19 protein-coding genes, 1 tRNA gene and 1 pseudogene are annotated in these 20,950 nt (G+C 35.3%); 5 read left to right on the forward strand and 16 right to left on the reverse strand.

From position 1 onward, the window contains the following. Positions 1-97: 97 nt before the first annotated feature. The 4 genes from gmk to ychF all read right to left on the reverse strand — a co-directional run bounded on the left by gmk (position 98) and on the right by ychF (position 4,866). Positions 98-703, reverse strand: a complete 606-nt coding sequence (gmk, locus tag AAGD90_RS02965) for a guanylate kinase (protein ID WP_015588988.1) — start codon at positions 701-703, stop codon at positions 98-100. Continuing rightward, positions 687-2,492, reverse strand: coding sequence for a pentapeptide repeat-containing protein (locus AAGD90_RS02970; RefSeq protein WP_341822117.1), 1,806 nt, complete (start codon positions 2,490-2,492; stop codon positions 687-689). Before AAGD90_RS02970 ends, gmk begins: the two co-directional genes overlap by 17 nt. Then, positions 2,485-3,669, reverse strand: coding sequence for an ankyrin repeat domain-containing protein (locus tag AAGD90_RS02975; RefSeq protein ID WP_341822118.1), 1,185 nt, complete (start codon positions 3,667-3,669; stop codon positions 2,485-2,487). Before AAGD90_RS02975 ends, AAGD90_RS02970 begins: the two co-directional genes overlap by 8 nt. Positions 3,670-3,771: 102 nt before the next feature. Then, positions 3,772-4,866: a redox-regulated ATPase YchF gene (ychF, locus tag AAGD90_RS02980; RefSeq protein WP_341822120.1), complete on the reverse strand. Its 1,095-nt coding sequence runs from the start codon at positions 4,864-4,866 to the stop codon at positions 3,772-3,774. A gap of 102 nt (positions 4,867-4,968) precedes the next feature. On the opposite strand from ychF, the gene AAGD90_RS02985 reads away from it, so the two are divergent. Then, positions 4,969-5,901, forward strand: coding sequence for a hypothetical protein (locus AAGD90_RS02985; protein WP_341822121.1), 933 nt, complete (start codon positions 4,969-4,971; stop codon positions 5,899-5,901). A 75-nt stretch (positions 5,902-5,976) separates the two neighbouring features. Further along, complete coding sequence (locus AAGD90_RS02990) at positions 5,977-7,152, forward strand: CCA tRNA nucleotidyltransferase (protein WP_213862916.1); 1,176 nt, start codon at positions 5,977-5,979, stop codon at positions 7,150-7,152. Here the strand turns inward: AAGD90_RS02990 and AAGD90_RS02995 are convergent. Beyond that, positions 7,136-7,285: a hypothetical protein gene (locus tag AAGD90_RS02995; RefSeq protein ID WP_341822122.1), complete on the reverse strand. Its 150-nt coding sequence runs from the start codon at positions 7,283-7,285 to the stop codon at positions 7,136-7,138. The genes AAGD90_RS02990 and AAGD90_RS02995 overlap by 17 nt on opposite strands. Positions 7,286-7,394: 109 nt before the next feature. On the opposite strand from AAGD90_RS02995, the pseudogene AAGD90_RS03000 reads away from it, so the two are divergent. After that, a pseudogene (locus AAGD90_RS03000) lies at positions 7,395-8,227 on the forward strand (IS5 family transposase). Positions 8,228-8,282: 55 nt separating this feature from the next. Here the strand turns inward: AAGD90_RS03000 and AAGD90_RS03005 are convergent. From AAGD90_RS03005 to AAGD90_RS03035, 7 genes are all read right to left on the reverse strand, one after another. After that, positions 8,283-9,142 (reverse strand): IS630 family transposase gene (locus AAGD90_RS03005; protein ID WP_156518142.1). Its coding sequence is split into 2 segments (ribosomal slippage): positions 8,283-8,818 and positions 8,818-9,142, totalling 861 coding nucleotides; the frame shifts between segments, so codons are not numbered across the junction. Positions 9,143-9,342: 200 nt separating this feature from the next. Then, the gene (locus tag AAGD90_RS03010) at positions 9,343-10,053 is read right to left on the reverse strand and encodes a Fic family protein (protein ID WP_341822123.1); all 711 of its coding nucleotides are present in this window, start codon (positions 10,051-10,053) and stop codon (positions 9,343-9,345) included. A 169-nt stretch (positions 10,054-10,222) separates the two neighbouring features. Next, entirely contained in the window at positions 10,223-11,215 is a 993-nt protein-coding gene (gene holA, locus AAGD90_RS03015) for a DNA polymerase III subunit delta (protein ID WP_341822124.1), read from the reverse strand. A 5-nt stretch (positions 11,216-11,220) separates the two neighbouring features. Further along, complete coding sequence (locus AAGD90_RS03020; RefSeq protein ID WP_010082539.1) at positions 11,221-11,400, reverse strand: hypothetical protein; 180 nt, start codon at positions 11,398-11,400, stop codon at positions 11,221-11,223. A gap of 131 nt (positions 11,401-11,531) precedes the next feature. Continuing rightward, positions 11,532-12,332, reverse strand: a complete 801-nt coding sequence (locus AAGD90_RS03025) for a metal ABC transporter permease (protein ID WP_341822125.1) — start codon at positions 12,330-12,332, stop codon at positions 11,532-11,534. 1 nt (position 12,333) lies between these two features. Next, entirely contained in the window at positions 12,334-12,699 is a 366-nt protein-coding gene (locus AAGD90_RS03030; RefSeq protein ID WP_151808071.1) for an Mth938-like domain-containing protein, read from the reverse strand. Positions 12,700-12,702: 3 nt separating this feature from the next. Then, positions 12,703-13,569, reverse strand: coding sequence for a 4-(cytidine 5'-diphospho)-2-C-methyl-D-erythritol kinase (locus tag AAGD90_RS03035; RefSeq protein WP_341822126.1), 867 nt, complete (start codon positions 13,567-13,569; stop codon positions 12,703-12,705). 81 nt (positions 13,570-13,650) lie between these two features. Between AAGD90_RS03035 and AAGD90_RS03040 the strand changes: the two genes are divergently transcribed. Further along, positions 13,651-16,905, forward strand: coding sequence for a UvrD-helicase domain-containing protein (locus AAGD90_RS03040; RefSeq protein ID WP_341822127.1), 3,255 nt, complete (start codon positions 13,651-13,653; stop codon positions 16,903-16,905). A gap of 324 nt (positions 16,906-17,229) precedes the next feature. Here the strand turns inward: AAGD90_RS03040 and AAGD90_RS03045 are convergent, their stop codons facing one another. Together AAGD90_RS03045 and radC are read right to left on the reverse strand one after the other, a co-directional pair. Then, positions 17,230-17,520: a GIY-YIG nuclease family protein gene (locus tag AAGD90_RS03045; protein WP_341822128.1), complete on the reverse strand. Its 291-nt coding sequence runs from the start codon at positions 17,518-17,520 to the stop codon at positions 17,230-17,232. Positions 17,521-17,797: 277 nt separating this feature from the next. Beyond that, entirely contained in the window at positions 17,798-18,472 is a 675-nt protein-coding gene (gene radC, locus AAGD90_RS03050; RefSeq protein WP_006280440.1) for a RadC family protein, read from the reverse strand. A gap of 320 nt (positions 18,473-18,792) precedes the next feature. On the opposite strand from radC, the gene AAGD90_RS03055 reads away from it, so the two are divergent. Next, positions 18,793-19,652, forward strand: a protein-coding gene (locus tag AAGD90_RS03055) for an IS630 family transposase (RefSeq protein WP_156518142.1) whose coding sequence is annotated in 2 segments (ribosomal slippage) — positions 18,793-19,117 and positions 19,117-19,652 — 861 coding nt in all. Because the reading frame shifts where the segments join, the coding sequence is not laid out codon by codon here. Between the two features lie 583 nt (positions 19,653-20,235). Here AAGD90_RS03055 and AAGD90_RS03060 read toward each other — a convergent pair. Both AAGD90_RS03060 and AAGD90_RS03065 read right to left on the reverse strand, forming a co-directional pair. After that, positions 20,236-20,832 carry an RDD family protein gene (locus AAGD90_RS03060; protein WP_341822129.1) on the reverse strand — a complete coding sequence of 199 codons (597 nt, stop codon included), beginning with the start codon at positions 20,830-20,832 and terminating at the stop codon, positions 20,236-20,238. A 24-nt stretch (positions 20,833-20,856) separates the two neighbouring features. Continuing rightward, positions 20,857-20,939, reverse strand: a tRNA-Leu gene (locus AAGD90_RS03065). Positions 20,940-20,950 lie beyond the last annotated feature (11 nt).

Here is a 20,950-nt window from a genome sequence, read left to right on the forward strand (position 1 = left end):
TCTTAAAAAATAATAAATATAGCTAAACTGTGAAATGTGCTATTGGCTAAAATAGGATAAGAAACTATAGCTGCAAATATCCAAATTGATGTTTTTATCAGTCTTCCAGACTTGGTTTTTCTTTTAGTTTTTTAAGTCTTTCTTTATTTAGTATGGAGCTTATCTCTTCTACACTTTTATCAATATCATCATTGATTATTACATAATCATATTTATCACGTTTGCTTATCTCTTTTTGAGCTTCGGCTAATCTGCGCTCTATTTCGCTTGCATCATCACTATTACGCTTTTGCAAACGCAACCTAAGCTCTTCCATTGAAGGGGGAAGTATAAAAACACTCACAACTTTTTTTCTCATGAGCTTGAATAAGTGAAATGCTCCTTGCCAGTCTATGCTGAGTAAAACGCTTATTCCATTGCTTAAGTTTTGCTCTATAAAATTTCTTGGTATACCATAAAAATTCTCAAAAACTTTGGCGTATTCAAGCATTTGGCCAGCTTTGCATAACTCGTGAAATTTTTCTTCGGTAACGAAAAAATAGTCTTTTCCATTTATTTCGCCGGGGCGAGGCTTGCGTGTAGTCATAGAAACAGACCTAACTAAATTAGTTGATTGCTCAAGTAATTTTGCTGATATAGTAGTTTTTCCAGCTCCAGAAGGGGAGGATAGAACCAATAATACGCCCTCACTTTTTACGGTCATTTTTCTTTGCATTTTTTAACATGGTGCTTTTTGGATCAGAGTTTAAAAAGCTAGAACCTTCTAAATTAGAATTTGATAAGTTGGTGCCAATGAGAGAAGAGTTATCAAAGACAGTATAGCGCAAATCGGTCTTTTCAAAATTTGCCTTATTCAAATTAACGTTTACAAACTTTGCTCTACTCAATGTTGAATTAGAAAAATCGGCATTTTCTAAATTCATATTCTTAAATTCAAAGTAAGAATAATTTACATTAAATTTTTCACCCTGTGATATTTTCTCTTGCAAATCTCCAATTGAAGTTATAGCATTTTCTAACCCTGCAAGTTTTTTCTGTCCTTGATTGTCAATCAAAATTGAATTATCAAATTTGCAACCTGTTAAGTGAGCATCAACAACTGAACTTTTATATATGCTTGAAGAGTGAAAAGACATATCACTAATTGTTGAATTACTCAAATTGCTAAGAAAAAAACTAGTTTTCCTAAAGGCATTAGCGTGAAGCAAAGAAGATCTGAAATCGCTTTCAATAAAATTTGAATTAGTTACTTTTAAATTGGACCAACTCGAATTATCAGCTAATAAATTAAAGAATGTTGAATTTTCTATTTCACTGGAATCAATATTATGGCGAGAAAGTGTACTGTTATAAACTTGAGAGTCTTGGATTTTTATCTTATACATTGAAGTTGTAGAAAGGTCTGAATCTTCTATCTTGACATAGGTGAATAGTGAATGGTCAAAAAATGAGCCATTCATGTTAGAATTTGCAACTTTAGTATTATGAAACTTTCCGTGACGAATGTCAGCATTAGAGACATTAACTTGATGCAGTTCACTAAAACTAAAATCAATATTGGATAAATCAGCATCATGAAGATTTGCTTCAGAAACATATGCATGTTTTATCTTGGAACCATTTAGTATAGATTGAACAAAACTTGAATTATCGTCATTCACATAGGAAATTTGTGTGTTGCTTAAATCAGTTTCGTCGAAGTTACTGTTAATTATGATAGAAGAATTAAGGCAGGCATCGGAAAGATTGCTACCTGTAAAGTCTGATTCTTTTAACTCTGCACCATATATGTTAGCATTTTTTAATGAAGAAAATTGTATCTTTAATTTATATGCATCCACTCCAAAGAAACTTGCATTATCAAGGTTGTTTTTCTGCATAACAGTATCGTTTATTTCACTATCACTAAAATTTACGTGGCTAACATTCGAGTTTGATAAGTTGGAGAAATTCATTTTCACATTCGAGAAATTAGTATGCAAACCAATTACGTTGTGCATACTTACTTTTTTGAGATCGGAACTGATAAAATCAGCATAACTAACATTAGACTGATCAAATACGATATCTGTTAAGTTTGCAGAAACAAATTTTGTAAAACTCAAATTTGTACCTTTTATTTTAATGCCATGTAAATTAGCATTGGAGAAATTAGCACCACGTAAATCAACATCAATGAAAGACACGTCGGATAAATCGGTGTTAGAAAAATCAGCACCAATCAGACTTACTCCATCAAAAACAGATTTACTTAGGTACAGTTGGTTAAAATTAGCTCCATTTAAGTTAGAACCAAAACCTTTCTTAAAATCTTCTGGCACGCCCTCTTTGTGGCACTGCACCAAAAATTCAGCAAAGTCTTTTTTACTGTAAGATACGTATTTTGCATCACGCAGAGCATTTAAAAAATCACTAATCTGATTTTTTTCATCATTTATTTCGTTTCCATAACATAAATGACCAACTAAAATTAATATCAAAAATCTAATCATCTTGCTTATCGCACTGTATTTCTTTCGTTTTCACAGCCCAATCGTACATTGCTGAGCTTTCTTTATTGTCTATTTTTCTATCCTCCAAAAGATGTGGCATCATTTCGGCAATCGCATTTATTATATTGATCTGCTTTTTTTCGATTGCTATATCAATTGGGGATTGAAAATTATTGTTAACTACTCTAAGATCAGCACCTTGTAATAAGAGAAAGCGCACTATGTCTACCTCACCTTGTTTAACTGAATAAATGAGAGGAGTATCACCCAATTTATTTCTAAACCTTAGTATCTCTTGAATTGTTAATCCAATTTTTTCTAGCTTACTTATTACTCCTCTTAAGCAAGTTAAGTTGTTCTTCTTAATGCAGTAAAAAAATTGCTTACTGTAATCATCAATAAACACAGTTGTAGGAAGATGCTCATTAAGGCTATCATATTGTCGTTTATATATTGACTTGCTTTGTATGTCTTTATGACCCCATTCTTTTATTGGTTCTCTGTTTAGCTTTGTCCATTTTTGTAAATTTTTCTTTTCACTTTCATCTTTTTTAGTTATAGGTTTTACTCTATTGCGGTCCTTGGAATTACTGTTTGTTTCTTTCACTTTTTTTTCTTCAAACTGACTCTCTACTTTTTCTTTTTTTCCCTCTAATAATTGACTCGCATCACTTTTTGAAAGTTCATTATCTTTTATATCAATCTTCTGATCAGCTTGTAGATTTTTTTGCGGGTTAGCTGTATTCTCATTTAAATCAGCACTTAAAGGCAAAGGCTCTGGTTTCAAATCTTTATTCACTTCTTTATTGGCCACATTTGGTAAATTTTGAGCAAATTTGTCTGTGCTTCCTTCTAGCTGGTCATTTGGCAAATCTTTATCAATCCTTTCACCTTCACTTATAGTTTTTTCAACTACGAAAGCTTTGTTCTCGTTGTGTTGCAGTTTCTCTTTATCGGTAGTGCCGTCTAATCTTTTGCTCTCAGCTTCTTGTGTTTGTTTAGCATCGACGTTGCTTTTCAACTCATCTTTTTGATTTGTGCTATCTTGCTTCCTTACACCTACATTTTCGTTTTTATGAACTGATTCAATTTTCTTTTCTTCAAGCTGCTCTACGGCAAACAGGATGGGTGATCCGAATACGACAGCTAATAATATAAAATATAAAATATTCTTCATAAATATCCCAAGCATAAGCTTAATTAAAATGATACTATAATCAAATGATTAATCTACAGTAAAAAATGCCTTAGATAAAAAACCAATAGAAAGGATAAATTACTACACATTAAACCTAAAGTGCATTATATCACCATCTTGCACGATGTAATCTCTGCCTTCAAAGCGAATTTTTCCTGCGTCTTTGCAAGCTGATTCACTTCCATACTTTATGTAGTCTGCAAAGCTTATTGTCTCTGCTTTTATAAAGCCTTTCTCAAAATCAGTGTGGATTACACCTGCTGCTTTATCGGCTGTTGACTCTATTTTTACTGGCCATGCCCGTGCTTCTTTGGGGCCCACAGTAAAGAAAGTTATCATACTCAGCACTTCATACATAATACGCGCTACTCCATCAAGGCCTGATTCTTGTAAGCCAAATTCTGATAAAAAACTCTGTTTTTCCTCTTCACTATCAAGATTTGCAATATCTGCTTCGAGTTTTGCTGAAATGCAATAAAATTTGCTTTTATTTTCCTCTGCCATTCTCTCTACCTTTTTAGATAATTCATTGCCAGTTATAACATTTGTATCTTCAACATTGCAAACGTACATAACGGGCTTTGTTGTCAGCAATTGAAGCGACTTCATCTCATCTCCATCGATATTCTCCAAACTTCTTGCAGGTTTACCTGATTTTAAAGTAGCTAAAACCTCTTGCATTAATTCAAGTTGTCTCTTTAGCTCTTTATCACCTTGCTTTGCTTTCTTTTCCAATTGAGGAAGCCTTTTTTCTATGCTATCAATATCAGCTAGGATTAATTCCATTTTTACCACTTCAGCATCTGATATTGGATCTATTTTACTGTGTACATGGCTGATATCGTTATCCGTAAAGCACCTGAGCAGATGAACAATGGCATCAACTTCTCTGATATGGCTTAAAAATTTATTGCCGAGCCCTTCACCTTTGCTCGCACCCTTTACCAGACCTGCAATATCTACAACTTCTAATTGGTTATAAATTATCTTATCTGAACCTGCAATTGCTGCGATTTGTTTCAAACGTTGATCTTTTATCGAAATCTTGCCTATATTTGGCTCAATTGTGCAAAAAGGATAATTTGCAGCTTCGGCTGCACTTGACTCTGTAAGCGCATTAAATAAGGTTGATTTTCCTATGTTTGGTAACCCAACTATACCGCAGTTAAAGCTCATATTTGCTATGTAAAATTATAACTATTGCATAATTTAAAAATTTCTGCTATACTTAATTAGTTACAATCTTGTTGGTATATAGCTTAAATTAAGGTAAAAACTATGACTACAGCTAAGAAACGGAAACTACCAAGTGACTTTCATGATGTTGAGGTTGGAATAAAAAGGCCCAGGATCTCAGGGCAAGAAATAACTCTTTTAAATAGTAACCCTTACCCTGACAATTTCTATGTAGGACAAGCAATTGGTAATGGAAGCTGTTTTTTTGACTCGTTCAGGCAAAGTCTAGAACAACAGAAAGGAGAGCAAGTTACTGTCGAAAAATTAAGAAATGATTGTAGGGAATTTGCACAAAAGGATCCACCAAAGTGGTTTACAAATGCAATTGTCAATAGTCATGATAACAATGGCCAGCACCGTAGTGAAACTGTAGATGATTATACAGCAAACATTATGCGTAACGATAAATGGGGTGATCCTGACGTTGAAGGCAGAATACTTTGTGAAAAGTATAAGGTAAAGCTACATGTTATAGAGAACCAGACTGTTGATAACCAAGATCTGTCTTTGCATGAATTAATAGACAATTCAGGTTCAAAAAGTGCAGGTGAATACAATAAAGTTGATTATGATGATAGTAGTATTGTGCATATAATAAACAAAGGCGGATTGCATTTCGAACCATTGCTTGATAGAAATAAAAGTTTAGCAAAACAACTGCAAGAGGAAACCAAACTTAAACAAGAGCAAGAACAAGAAGATTTCCTATTAGCAAAAAAACTGCAGCTAGACGAGATCTTAGAATATTGTAACCTTTCAAAGGATATCTCTGAGAGAGCAGAGGTTGAAAAGGGATTTGATAAGTTATTGGCAGAAAATGCTGATGGAAAAATTGGTGATGTTGTAGGGCAGTGCGTTAGTGATATAAAGCAGCGCATAGAGCAGCAAAACCCTTCAAGTTTACTAAGATGTGGTAAGGAATCGATGGCAGAACCATTTCATCAACAACGAGCACCACAACTTGTAAAATCTTAATAGCCCTGTATATTTTTATATAGGGCTTTTGCAAGCATTTCATATAATATGAACTTGCAGTACGTACTAACCTAAATGCAAGTTGACCATGAGACTAGTTTAATTATTGATGCCATAGAGGAATTTGGTGGTGAGGCTAGGCTTGTCGGCGGGTGTGTGAGAGACTCAATTTTGCAGCGTGATGTCCACGACATCGATTTAGCTACTAATTTGCTTCCCAATCAAACGATTAAAGCGCTAAAACTCCGTAATATTAAAACTATTCCAACTGGCTTAAAACATGGAACTATCACTGCGGTTCTAAATCAAAGATCTTTTGAGATCACAACACTAAGGCATGATGTGAAATGTGATGGTAGGCATGCAAAAGTAGAATTTACCAATAATTGGCAAGCGGATGCTTCAAGGCGCGACTTTACATTTAATGCTCTGTATGCAGATAAGCATGGCCATATATATGACTACTTTGGTGGTATAGAGGACTTAAAAGCGCGAAGGTTAAACTTTATAGGCAACGCTGAAGATAGAATTAAAGAAGACTATCTACGTATTTTAAGAGCATTTCGTTTTCATGCAAAAATATGTGTCGGAGATTTGAGTGATGAAATACTAAACGTATGCAAAAAGCATTCGCATATGATTCAAAACCTCTCTGGAGAGAGAATAAGAGATGAAATACTTAAATTGCTGGAGTGCAATGATCCTTTTCCAACACTTAAGAGCATGCAAGAATCTGATGTTTTGCAAAAGATTATCCCAAAAGAAGTAAAATGCGAAATTCTGTCTTCGCCACTTCTTTTGGGCACTGATGCACTAGTAAAATTAGCGTTACTCCTTAGGACTACTAAAAAAAATGACAGGCTAAGTCTTGGAGAATATGTAAGCAAATTTTTACGTCTTTCGAACAAGCAAAAGAAAAAGCTGCTATTTTTACTATCCAACGATATCAAAACAGAACTCTCAGAAAAAGAGCAAAAAAAATACATATCTTTATTTGGTAGAGAATTATATTGTGATTTAGTGAAAATTTGTGGTGTTGAGTCTGGAGAAAATGTTGATGAATACATTTCATTTGCTAACACATTCAATATTCCAAAATTTCCTTTATCTGGCGATGATTTAATAAGTATAGGTCACCAGCCAGGAAAAAGTTTAGGTAGAAACTTGGAATTGCTAAAACAACATTGGGAAGATAGCTCCTACACTTTAACAAAAGAGGAGCTGGTGCTTTATGCTAAGAGCCTATTCTAACTGCTTTCTGACTGTTCAATGAATGTATGCTTGCAATATTAGGGGAACTCATAGAGGAATTAGGTATATGTTCTTTTTTAGCTTTTTCTGTTAATTGATATTCGTTTACTCCTCCTTGAGTTTGATTACACATTCCCTGATCTGGAGATAAAAATTTATCTCTTATGCTTAATGCCAGATGTAGAGGTTGTCCGGAAACAAGTAAAAGGCTATAATATCTGAAATTTTAGTACGGGGTAAAGATGAGAAAAAAGTATCCAACAGATCTAAGCGAAAGGGAATGGGCAAGAATAGAAAAACACTTCAGAGTATCATACAAGAAAGGAGGAAGGCCGCAAAAGTATAGCAAAAAAGAAATATTAGAAGCAATTTTCTATGTATTGCGTACAGGGTGTCAATGGCGGTATTTACCAAATGATTTTCCGCTATGGAAGACTGTGTATGAGCAGTTCAGGCAATGGAAGAAGCAGGGAATTTTTGAGAAAATGAATTATGAAATTACAAAATATAGTAGAAGAAAAATAGGAAGGAATGAGCAGCCGAGTGCCTGTATAGTAGATAGTCAATCTGTAAAGACTACAGAAAAGGGGGGATCAAAGGCTATGATGGAAGTAAAAAAGTAAAGGGTAGAAAAAGGCATATAATTACAGACACTCAGGGTTTTATACTAGGTTGTTACGTAGGCGCTGCTAACGAAAATGATAGAGATGGTATTAAAATAGCATTAAACAATATGAGAACAAAATATACTAAAGTTAAAAAAATGTGGGCTGACATGGGATACCAAGGAAGAAATTTAAAGAATCACATAAAGGAAGAATATGACATAGATATTGAAATTGTTAAAAGGCCTCCATGTAGATTTTGGGTGCACAAAGATACGCCACCTGAGCTACTACCAACAAGAGAACAAGGGTTTAAAGTACAGCCAAGAAGATGGGTTGTAGAAAGGACTTTTGCTTGGGTTAATAGGAATAGAAGGCTATCGAAGGAGTATGATTTACTCACAACATCCACTGAGAATTTCATATACCTAGCTATGAGTAGGGTTATGTTAAAGAGGGAATATGCTTGAATTTACTAGTTTCCCGACAACCTCTTATAGCATTTCTCATAATAGTCCGAATAGGTCATAGGAAGGCAGAATCAACAGCACGACGAAAGGATTCGAATAGAGGAATGTTTTTCCTGGCTCTGTTTTTTATAGCAAACCAATGATGCTCAATTTTGTTAAAATCTGGAGAATAAGGCGGCAGATACAAAATTTCTGCACCGACTCCTTTAGCGAGCTTGATAAGCTTATCAGACTTATGAAAAGTAGCATTATCAAGAATGACAGTTTGTCCAGGTTCTAAGATCGGTGCCAAAAATTGCTCAAACCATCCATTAAAAATATCCATATTACAGTGGCCTTCAAATGTTAATGGAGCAACTATCTTTCTTCTACTTAAGGCTGCAACCATGCTGATTCGTTGAGTTTTTTTTCCAGATTTTAGGGCATAAAATCGCTGTCCTTTCTGGCAATACCCATATGGATAGTCCTCCGTGTTATCAATCCCAGACTCATCTATATACACTAAGTTTTCTGGTTCTTTTGTTGCTATAATTTTTAAGAATTCAGCACGTTTTTCTTCGTTCCTTTCCTTGTATCCATATGTCTTTTTTTGCGCGTAAATCCAATTTTTCTGAGAGCTCGGTGGATCGTTTGGATACTAACGTTGCCCCAAAGTTTAGCCATTTCCGACAGAGTTTTTCTACCGTGTTTTTTAGCAAATTCGATAAACTTATTCCAGTCGATAATTTTCTGATTGTAACCTCCATTACCGAGTTTTTTTGACTGAAAGTCGCCTGTTTCTTTTTTTCTTTGCTGCCACTCCCACAAAGTAGTTCGTCCAATTTTAAATCTTGCTGCCACTGCTTCTCTGCTTTCCCCTTCGTCTAGTGCTTCCATTGCTTTTTTTCTTAAATCATAACTATATGCTGCCGGCATCCAACCTCCTTATCGCCATCTATCCTTAATCTTATCATATCCGGACTTCTGTGGAAAGAGCTATAACTGATAAAAAGCATTTGACACGCCAAGAATAGTAAAATATATACCACTTCCTACAAAAAGAAATAGGAACAGTAAAATAGGCAAAAAATTTGTAAGATAAAACATACCTCTACTCCAGCTCTGATAAACGCAAATCAACTATAACTCTCCTTATTACTTTCAAGGGAACTGTAAGGTACATAGATATACCCTAACTTTAGTAACAAGAAAGTTGTGAGAATGCGTGATAATCTGCCATTTCCATCCTGGAAGGGATGAATAGCTAAAAAAGTAACTATAAAAATGCCAATAATTAATAGAGGGTGTAACGATTTCACCTCTAATTGCTGGCTAGTCCAATAAATAAGTTCTTGCATTTGTGTTGCTGTCTCAAATGGAGAGGCTGTTTCAAAAACTATGCCCAAGCTTTTTCCAGATTCATCAAACGCTTCAACATGATTGGGGAATTTTTTATATTCTCCCATGTGCCTTTGATCTTTATATGAAAATTGTAAAAGCCAGATGTGAAACTGTTTTATAGTGTTTTCTGTAAATGTCATCTTGTTAAAGTTTTGAAATACTTCTTCACACACATACGCATATCCGGCTATTTCTCGTTCATCTAGAGAACGAAATGAGCGTGTATCAAGTTTGGATAGTAATTGCTCAACTTCACGGTCTGATAATCTTGCCCCTTCAATACGAGTAGAAGAACCAATACTTTCAATTGTTGCAATTTTCTTGAGCATTTGTAAACGTTCTGGAGCTAAATTACCAAACAATTGCCATGCTCCTTTAAATTCATCAATTTCAGCAACTAATTTTAACATTTCAGGTGTTATTACAATTTTTGAAATGTCAAACATATCTGTATTTTTATCTAGTTATATTCAATTATATTCGAAAATATCCTATTAGCAAAGAATACTTGTGAGACACACACTAAAGAATGAATTTTGGTAGGCATAAAAGCAGCTATTTTATGTTAAAATACAACATTTTGATGAAATTATAAGAAAGGCTGGATCCGAGTAGTCAGCTACCCGTCAGTGCATGTTGAAAAATCATTTTATGATCTAAATCAGTTTTTTTACAGGTAACTTCTAAGCTTATCAATTTTTCCAAGATCTTCTTAAGTTCTGAAAGTTGCAAACTTTTCAAATGAGATTTAAAACTCTGCAATTGTTTAAAAAACAATGGAGGGCTTAGCTGATCAATCGCAGCCTGCTCACTCATTCCACCTTGCACTGACAGCAAAACGTTTTCAAGGCGTAGGAAATAATTTGATATAATGCGAATTAGTGCTATCGGTGAAAAATTTTCTTGCGATATCAATGCATCAGAAATTCTAATGAAACGCGACATATCTTTACTTGCTATGGCAGAGCATAGATCATCAAGTGTAGCATAGTCGTTGCCGGAAGTTGAAAAGCATAATTCTATATCAGTAAGTTTTAGGTCTTTTCTCTCCCCTAAGTATAAAACTAACTTCTCAAGTTCTGAACATATAGGCAGCTTGCTATGATTAAAGTAAGATTGCAAATGGTAGATTATCTCATTTGTGCATTTTATATCATTTTGTTTTAAGTAACTTGATATAATGTCACAAAGATTGCTGTTGCTGTCCTTATAGCAAGCAATCACACCAAAAATTTTTGAACTCTCCATATAACTTTTAGTCGCAGAATTATATGGAAGATCATTTGCTACCATCATTACATAATGACCACTTGCGTTATAATCCAATACATTTTTTAACTCCTTGGATATACCTCCACTCACATTTATCAGCTTAATTAATTTTTTGCTGGTAAACATCGAAACGTTTGCCAATTCAGAAAACAGTAAACTGGGTGACTTATGCACTATTGCAAAATCCATCACCTGAACTGAATACTCACCCAAATTAGCAATTATTTCTTGTACATAAAAATCAACCCTACTGTTATCACTTCCATGAATTAACACACCACGTAAAGCATCAGGTTTCTCTAGGAATTTTTTAACTTTGGATGGTGTGACCCTCATGCTATCTATATGATATCATTCTCATTTGACTGTACATGAGTATCCAAAGACTCTGAGTCTCCTTGTGCAATATTATGCACATCACCTGCTACATCATCTGACTCTTCTGTTTTTCCTGTAATATAATTATAAAATTTTTTCACAGGTTGAGATATATATTTGGAAAAAAATCCTTCTTCGCTCATATTGCTTACTCCATAAAATTAACAACTTATCATTAGCATATAAATAATAGTATAGCAAAAACTATTTTGTGCTAAGATAGTGATGTTTTATAATGAGTATATTACAAAATTATTAACATTCGAGATCAAAATTAAGCCAACCTGCTTAATACTAGCCTTATAAAATAAGCGATAATTAAATATACCGCTGCAACAAGTATAATTGCAGGTCCAGTTAACAAATCAAAACTTGCAGATAACATGAGACCTGATATCCCAGAGATCACAGAAAAAACTGTTGCAACAATAATCATCTGCATTGGAGTTTTCGAAATGAGCCTTGCAGATGCTGCTGGTATTAGCAAAAATGCAGCAATGAGTAATATTCCTATTAGTTGGGCAGCAATTGCTATAAATATAGCAAGAGTGATTAAAAATTCTAGTCTAACAAAGGTAACATTAATTTTTTCAACTACTGCTAAATCTTGATTAATTGAAATCATTAACCAATAACGCCATCTAAATATTAATATCAAAGTAACTACTGCAGAGGTTAAAAAAATCAATACTATATCACTTTGATCGAGCGTTAATATATCACCAAACAGTGAGCTAATAATACTATTATTGCCAGATGGAAGAAAAGACATAAGTATTAAACTCGATGATAAAACTACATTGGTAACAATGTTCAATATCGTATCAGCAGAATATAATCTGTTAAAATTAAGAGAAAGTAGTATAGCAAATGTAATTGCAATGAGCATTATGCTAAGCGATGGGCTAATCTTAAAGATTAAAGCAAGTGCAACACCAAGCAACGAAGAATGGGACAAACTATCACCAAGATAAGATAACCTTTGCCATATCATAAACGATCCTAAAGCGCCTGTTACTAGGCTAATTACAACTACTGCAATTAGACTATTGATGAAAAAGTCCTGGGTAAGCATGCTATATGGCTATTAGATAACTGACAACAAATCTATCTTCGGATATTAAAACGTTATGGGTTCTGCATGCAGAACCTGTTGTCATAAATTCAAAATTTAAACCTTTTTGTTCCATAAGATAGGACTTCACTGAAGAACTTAGTATATTGCGTGTTTTACCAGTACCTATTAACAAAATTTCTATTTCCTCTGTTAAAAAAGATTCAAAATACTCCTTGCTGTTTATATCACTTTCTTTCAATTTTATCACCTTTTCAGGAAAAATTATAATTGAGCCATAATATTCTTGATTGTTTACCAAAAATTTTCCTTCCCTGTAACCATTTATAAGATTTTTATTCTCGGAAATTAAGGGAGTTACATCCATAAGTCAAACTATTAATTGAGTGTCACATACCCACCATTCTGGTTGCTTTTTTCCGATATTAACTGCAGCAGCTTTTGCATTTTCCTCACTATCGAATATTCCAAAACATGATACACCACTGCCTGACATGCGAGAAAGTATAGAGCCTTCTTGTGACTCAAGTGTTGATATCACATCCTTAATTTCAGGTACAAAGCTTATTGCTATTTCTTGAAGATCGTTTCTCGTCTCTTTAAGAAACTTCAACAAATCCTTTTCAGCGTCATCGCTCCATTTAATTGGCTCAGAAAATTTTCCTTCATGTTTGGAAAATACCTCTGGTGTACTCAAAAACCTTTTTTTCGGTTTCACAAGCACCACATTTGTAGGTAAAGAGAATTTTTTAATGTGGCATAATTCTTCGCCAATACCTCTAACAAAAACTGGCTTGCTATCTACGCTTGCGGGAACATCAGCACCAACGTTTAAGGCTATTTCATTTAAAATCGTCCTATCAATCTCCCACAGCTTCCCTAGCGTACGTACCACAGCTCCAGCATCTGAGGATCCGCTACCAAGTCCTGCAGCAATTGGTATGTTTTTTACAACCTTTACAGTGACTTTAGTGCGTACAGGAGCATGCCTAAGCAGCAGATTAACCGCTTTCATTACAGTGTTATATTGGTTATTTATTTTAGAATCGGAGTTTATAAATTCAACTGTAGAGTTATCGTATCTAGAATCCTTCTCACCTACTTTTATTTCCAAAAAATTAGAGAGATTAGCAAAGACAAATAAACCTTCAATCAAGTGATACCCTGTTTCTTTTTTGTCTACAACATGCAAAAAAAGATTGATTTTTGCAGGCGCCTTTACACAAAAACTTTTCATTATATATCTTCACTAACACTATTTTTACATTATATGTATAATGCTATTCTAGTCAACTTTTATAAGGTTCTCGCACTTCTGATGAGATCAAATGCCATAAATCCTAATTTCTCTGTGTGGGTAAATGCGTCCGCTGGTACAGGCAAAACAAAAATCTTAATAGACAGAGTATTGAGACTTTTATTAGAAAACAAAAGAAATATTCTTTGCTTAACATTCACCAATGCTGCAGCAAACGAAATGGAGAATCGCATTCACAGCATACTCAGTAAGTGGGCAATATGTTCAGATAGTGTGTTGGCAGCAGATCTAGAACAACTAGATTTCTTTCCAATGTCATCCCAGTGCGTGACACTGGGATCTCAGCACCCCTACTTGTCATCCCAGTGCGTGACACTGGGATCCAGAAAAAATAAAGATTATTTAACAAGAGCAAGAAGGCTTTTCTCTGAACTGGAAAATCTTGGTCTAACTATGCAAACCATACACGCTTTCTGTTACAAATTAATCTCCAGCTTTCCTATAGAAGCTGGCATTGCTCCAAATTGCACGCTGAGTGAATGTAAAGAATTACATTCCATCATATTCAATAAAGTGCTTCATAACGAAACTGTGCAGGATGATATCAACCTTATTGCAACTGAAATTGATGAAAATAAACTACGCGATTTGCTTTATACTTTATGTGTAAAAAGATCAGCGTCAGCAAATGATTCGAAATATATCAAAGATAAATTGAGCGCCCCAGATGAAATTCATGACTTACAGAGTGAAACAATTGAGCACGTGGAAAGACTAGCCGAGATATTAAGTGAAGGCAGTAAAAGAGATCAGAGTTATAGTGAAATACTTTATTCTACTGTCATCCCAGCTGGGATCCAGAAGAAAAGAACCAGCGTCACGCGCTGGAATGACACTAAAGTAGAAAACCTAGCCAAGGTATTTCTAAAATCAGAATCGCACGAAAAAAAGAGCATATCATCCATTGCAACAAAAAGTATTTTGGAGAAATTCAAAGATGCAGAGCAAATAATAGAGAGCGTTCAGAATGTAGTATTTACCCATATAAGAGACATGAACTCTTATCAAATATTCAAGAGAACCAGTAGCTTACTTGGTGTATTTAAAGTATATGTTGATTTGTATAATAGTGAAAAATCAAAAAATGCACTGCTTGACTACAATGATATAATCAACTTAGCAACAAATCTTCTTAGCAATCCAAACTATAAAGATTGGATATTGTTTAACTTGGATCAAAAAATAGATCACATCCTTGTTGACGAGGCACAAGACAATAGCATCAGCCAGTGGAAAATTATAACAAATCTCTGCGATGAATTTTTTGCCGGTAATGATGAAAAGCGAACCTTATTTGTTGTTGGTGACGTAAAACAATCCATATACAGATTTCAAGGAGCAAATCCCCATCTATTCAACTATATGCAACAATACTTTCATACGAAAACTGGTGGTAGAGATTGGATATCATGCCAACTTGAAAAGTCATTTCGTTCAACTCCAGAAGTTTTGATGCTTGTAGATAGAATATTTAATAACTTCCGCGCAGAAATATCTTTTAATGATAATGAAATAAAACATGTTCCACATAGAGAAAATGACCAAGGATATATTGAAATTTGGCCAGCGTTACCAAGGCGCAAAGAGAAAGAACAGCGAGCTTTACAAATTCCTCTGACATGCAAGGAAGGTTATACAATAGCAGATCGATTACTTGCTCAAACAATAGCTAACAGAATTCACAATTGGTTAAATGAAGGGCGAATTTTAGTCGCTAAAGATCGCCATATAGAGCCAAGAGACATTATGATTTTGGTGCGACAACGAAACGTGTTAGTTGATTACATAATAAGCGAACTTAAAAAAGCAAATGTGCCAGTTGTAGGCCGGGATTATTTTAGAATTATGGACTATATAGCCGTGCAGGACTTAATAGCTTTGGCCGAATTTTTACTCCTCCAGGCAAATGATTTAGCTCTTGCAAATGCTTTAAAATCACCGTTATTCAATTTTACCGAGGATGATTTATTTAACATTGCATATGATCGTAAAGAGCATTCACTATGGGAAAGAATTCAGGATTATTCTGTGGTTATCTATAGTGAATTAAACTATCTCATTAACTTATCTCGCATAGAGTCTCCTCTTACACTATTTACGCATATATTACGTACAGGTAAGAAGAAATTTGCTGCAAGGCTAGGTCTTGAGTGCTTTGAGGTCCTAGACGAATTTATGAACCTCGTGTTGCAATTTGAAAACCCATCTCTTCAAGCGTTTGTTCAATGGATCAAGGAGAATAATCCGGAGATTAAGAATGATATGCAATCAGAACGCAATGCTGTGCGAATAATGACAATTCACAAATCAAAAGGTCTGCAAGCTCCCATAGTATTTTTGGTTGATACAAACACAGTGCCAAGAAACAGTGAAAGCATTATCTTTGATGGAACGGAAGCACCATTTTGGTGTGGAAAAAACAACAACGCTTATTGCGATCAAGTAAAAAGAGAGAAAAAACTAGAGGATTATAATGAATATTTGCGTTTATTATACGTAGCACTCACGCGTGCTGAAGATGAGTTATACATCTTAAGTAAAGAGCCAGTGCAAAAGGGCTCTTGGTATGATCTAATCACTAAGTATGGAGAACCATATGAAAAGAAACAAAGGGGTTTACGGCCAATATTTAAAGAAAAAGTTGAAGTATTATGCGTGAATGCAAACTACCCTTACATTTATAAAAAACGTGATTACTTTGACGTTCCGGTCATTTCCCTTCCGCCAAACCTATCAATGTCATTCCAGCGCGTGACGCTGGAATCCAGTGAAAAAGAAGGAGCAGAATGGATCCCAGTGTCAGCTACTTGGATGACAGATGGTTATGCAAGAGGCCTGATTATTCACAGCATATTGCAGTATATGCCCAAGATAGAAAAAGAAAGGAGAAAAAATTGGGTCAGAAAATACCTTGATAACATCAGCGAAGATAAGGATGAAATTTACAGTAAAATATTAGCCTTTAATGAAAAATATGGCTATTTGTTTGACTTGGAAGGCAAATCAGAGATTACACTGAGTGGAACAATTGATGGCAAGTCAGTATTAGTACGACTAGATAGGCTATGCATAACGCAAGATAAAGCAATCATAATTGACTACAAATCACACCGTAACGTTTCTGTTTCCTTATTAAATGAAATAAAAAAACAGATGTTAATCTATAAAACCTTAGTACAAGAAATATATCCAAACAAGCAAGTAGAGTGCGTGGTTATTTGGGTGGAAGATTTAACCATTCAATCTGACTTTTAACGAAACTTGATTGCAAGAAATAGCTACTACGTCATACCACCGCGAACCGTCATCCCGCCGCAGACCGTCATACCGCGATTCATTCGCGGTATCTCAGCCGCTAACACGTAGCGGAATGACAGCAGTCCTACGTCATACCGCTGCGGATAGATCCCGCTAACAAGTAGCGGGATGACGAATTACTTAACTGTCATACCACCGCAAACCGTCATACCGCCGCGGTATCTCAGCCACTAACAAGTAGCGGGATGACGAATTACTCAACCGTTATCCTGCTGCTCCTTTCTCGTCATCCCGCTACGTGTTAGCGGGATCTCAGCATAGCTATCTTAAAGCTAAGTAATATAAGTCAATCCAGCTAGGATTCTTTTGATTGATCAAATTAATTTTCCACTGCCTTGGCCATTCTTTCAGGCGCCTTTCTCTTGCAATAGCTAAACTTATATCTTCAAACTCTTCAAAACATACAAGTTTATTTACATTATATCTTGATGTAAAACCTGAAACAATTTTGTTTTTGTGTTCCCAAATCCTCTTGATCAAATTTGCAGTTACACCAATATATAATGTGCTATTAGCTTTATTTGTAAGTATATAGATATATGATAACTTCATCTTAATCGTTTATAGCTAAAGTAACTGAGGTTTACCAACATTATACTACACCATCATACCACAATAAATCTTACCGTCATGCCGCCGCAGATAGATCCCGCTAACACGTAGCGGGATGACGAGTTACTATACCGCGGCGGTATCTCAGCCGCTAACAAGCAGCGGGATGACAGCAATCTACGTCATACCGCGATTCATTCGCGGTATCTCTTAGCCGCTAACACGTAGCGGAATGACGATTGTCGGTAAATCTAAGTTACTGTAGCTATAAAGGCTTTCACAACAACCTATTTTCCTTGAAACTAAAATAGCTACTGAATGTAATAATAATGTGATCTATTAATTCTATTCCTATACTTTGGCAAGCTTCTGCTAGTTGTCTAGTGAGAGATATATCGCTATTTGAAGGTTGTGTATCTCTGCTTGGATGATTGTGAGATATTACAATGGATGTTGAACCAATCAAAAGTGCGCGCTTGATGATCTCTCTGACATAAAGAGGAGTTTGATCTACTGTACCAATATTTTGCAGGTCTTCCGCTATTAGACGATACTTTTTATTCATATAGATGACGCGAAAATTTTCCTTATTGAGGCTTCCTATACTTATTCTTAAATAATCAAGCAATTTTTCCCAGTTATCGATTATAGGCAGGTCTTTTATTTCTTCTCTTGCAGAACGAACAAAGGCTTGTTTTACACAAAAGATGGCAGATATCGCTGCATTGCTGACACCATCAACGTTTTGCAGCGCTTCCAGGTCAGCATTAAAAACTTTATTCAAACTGCCAAAATTTTCTATCAAACTCTTTGCTATCGGCTTTACATCAATTCTACTGTATGCTGAATATAAAATGTGCTCTAAAACCTCATAATCAAGTAATGATTGTCCATTATCTAAAATAATTTTCTCCCTTAGGCGCTTTCTATGCCCCTTTTTGTAATTTTTCATCATCAATGAATTGCTTATCTCTTGTATAATAAGAAATTAGATTTTTAAGTAAAATATTTAATAAAGCGCATGACGCACAATTGTAAAAACATTCATTTTTGAAGACAGCAAATGGTGTCATGAAAGTAGCTGACGCGAGCTCTACGTCATACCGCCGCAGACCATCATACCGCCGCAGACCGTCATACCGCGATTCATTCGCGGTATCTCATCCGCTAACAAGAGATCCCGCTAACAAGTAGCGGGATGACGAATTATAGCTCTTTCCACAGAAGTCCGGATATGATAAGATTAAGGATAGATGGCGATAAGGAGGTTGGATGCCGGCAGCATATAGTTATGATTTAAGAAAAAAAGCAATGGAAGCACTAGACGAAGGGGAAAGCAGAGAAGCAGTGGCAGCAAGATTTAAAATTGGACGAACTACTTTGTGGGAGTGGCAGCAAAGAAAAAAAGAAACAGGCGACTTTCAGTCAAAAAAACTCGGTAATGGAGGTTACAATCAGAAAATTATCGACTGGAATAAGTTTATCGAATTTGCTAAAAAACACGGTAGAAAAACTCTGTCGGAAATGGCTAAACTTTGGGGCAACGTTAGTATCCAAACGATCCACCGAGCTCTCAGAAAAATTGGATTTACGCGCAAAAAAAGACATATGGATACAAGGAAAGGAACGAAGAAAAACGTGCTGAATTCTTAAAAATTATAGCAACAAAAGAACCAGAAAACTTAGTGTATATAGATGAGTCTGGGATTGATAACACGGAGGACTATCCATATGGGTATTGCCAGAAAGGACAGCGATTTTATGCCCTAAAATCTGGAAAAAAAACTCAACGAATCAGCATGGTTGCAGCCTTAAGTAGAAGAAAGATAGTTGCTCCATTAACATTTGAAGGCCACTGTAATATGGATATTTTTAATGGATGGTTTGAGCAATTTTTGGCACCGATCTTAGAACCTGGACAAACTGTCATTCTTGATAATGCTACTTTTCATAAGTCTGATAAGCTTATCAAGCTCGCTAAAGGAGTCGGTGCAGAAATTTTGTATCTGCCGCCTTATTCTCCAGATTTTAACAAAATTGAGCATCATTGGTTTGCTATAAAAAACAGAGCCAGGAAAAACATTCCTCTATTCGAATCCTTTCGTCGTGCTGTTGATTCTGCCTTCCTATGACCTATTCGGACTATTATGAGAAATGCTATACTTAACCGTCATGCCACCGTGAACCGTCATACCGCGATTCATTCGCGGTATCTCTAGGTCCCGCTAACAAGTAGCGGGATACTTGATCTTTACAGGGATGACGGTTGTCGTTTAGCTACAAACATTAAGAAATTTACCAAATGAAAAAAAAGGCAAAAGAAGCCCTAGTCATTGTCTATTTTCAGTATTTGGCGTTTTTTAAATCTTAAACACTGCAATTTAGCTGCTTTTAAACGCAACTCACCTTAGTTTAAATGTTTAAGAAATTTACTAAGCAGAAAAAAAGGCAAAAGAAACCCCGCGTTAGCTAGTTGTCACTCTCTAATCCTGCAAATTGGCGTACTATACTGTCTTAAACGACTTATAAGCGCGTTTCAGCTTATATAGGTAAAAACCCAGAAATGTTGTGAAGACATAAGGTGCACATAGTGCAAAAAATTAAAAATAAGACGCCAACTACGTTGTTTTCTTGCTGTTTAATCTGCACAGATGAAGATAACTGAATACCTTCACTATCATGATAAAGGGGCTGGCGAAGGGTGTCAAGTAGTTTTTAGCTCTGCCTTCTAAGGCTTTTACTCGTGACAACCACTGTGCCTGCGATCTTATCGTGCCAAGTTTGACAGCGTTTGTTGAAATTTGACCATAAAAAGCCCAAGAACAATGGTGCAACTGACAATATAAAGGAAAAAAATCTCTTTGTTGCTTGTTTTAGGGTCATCTTTTCGAAAGTTTGTGCATCCACAACTCTAAGCCCAAATAATAGTTTTCCAGGTGTAGTAGCAAACTTTACCCACATATATATTACATAGCAAAAGAGCATAATAAACTGGACTATTTGATTTAGGATTAGTAATTTTATAAGTCTACTCTGCGTTGTCTTTTCTTCCGCAGACAGTGGTGCTTGCATTGGGGATTTTGCAGCAATTTGACTTAATATTTTGCTATCCTCTGAGTTCATAAAGAGCTGATTTAAGGCTTGGCTGCAAAACTGCAAGAACAAAACGATAATAATTAAATCAAGCAATACTGATATATAGCGCCTGAGGCCCTTTACATAACATATCCCATTTTCATCTTTCTTTACCTTTTGAATAACATTTATAGAAGAAAAAATAGAAAATAAACGATCAAAAAATTTATGTAACATATATACACTTTCCAATATTTAACGTGCCCCTGGCCGGACTTGAACCAGCATGCTTTTGCAAGCAACAGATTTTGAGTCTGCCGTGTCTACCATTCCACCACAGGGGCATTAAGTTTTA

The organism is Wolbachia endosymbiont (group A) of Ischnus inquisitorius (assembly GCF_964026985.1).
Taxonomy (GTDB): domain Bacteria; phylum Pseudomonadota; class Alphaproteobacteria; order Rickettsiales; family Anaplasmataceae; genus Wolbachia; species Wolbachia pipientis.